Source organism: Arenibacter algicola (assembly GCF_018860365.1).
Lineage (GTDB): Bacteria > Bacteroidota > Bacteroidia > Flavobacteriales > Flavobacteriaceae > Arenibacter > Arenibacter algicola_B.
Window position 1 is genome coordinate 1 of sequence record NZ_JAHKPO010000026.1, and the last position, 695, is coordinate 695.

1 protein-coding gene is annotated in these 695 nt (G+C 48.5%); it reads right to left on the reverse strand.

What is annotated here, in order from left to right; translation table 11 throughout:
* On the reverse strand, positions 1–695 hold a 695-nt coding region (locus KO529_RS21070), incomplete at both ends, for a hypothetical protein (RefSeq protein WP_215949839.1).

Here is a 695-nt window from a genome sequence, read left to right on the forward strand (position 1 = left end):
AGGTCGGAGGATGTGATATCCCCGTCTCCGATGATCGCTGTACCGTCTACTTCCAATGCTCCGGTGGTCGCGTTCTGTACCAGTCCGCTTCCCGCAACGTCAGCGTTGATTTTGGCTGCCGTTACGGCATCATTGGCCAATTCGTTCGCCGTAATACCTCCTGTGGCCACATCCAATGTATACGGACTTACAGTAGTACCCGCTCCTGAACGTATTAAAGTTCCATCGGTCGCATTTAAGATTTCATTTCCAATTACACCATCCACTTCAGTTACGGTCACAGAACCTAAATCTATTAAAATCCAGTCGGTCCCGTCCCATTGCATTACTTGGCCGGAGGATGTACCATCAGCAATGTTTTCCAATTGCACCGCATCATCGGCCAGTTTAGCATTGGTAACCGCGTCAGGGCCAAGTTTAGAATTTACTATGGATAGATCCGCCACTTTGAACGGATCCAAGGTAGTGCCCAGTCCGGTGATTGTTACCTGATCAGCCAAAACAGCAAAGCTCGACTTGTCCACCCAAACAACAGTTCCTACTGCATCGGTAACCAATACTTTATCGTTACCTCCACTTAATATATTTTCTGTCTGCACCGCATCGTCCGCCAATTTTGCATTGGTAACCGCATCTGCAGCCAATTCTGTAGTTCCCACTGCTCCGGCAGCTATCTCTAGGGTAACATCACCCAA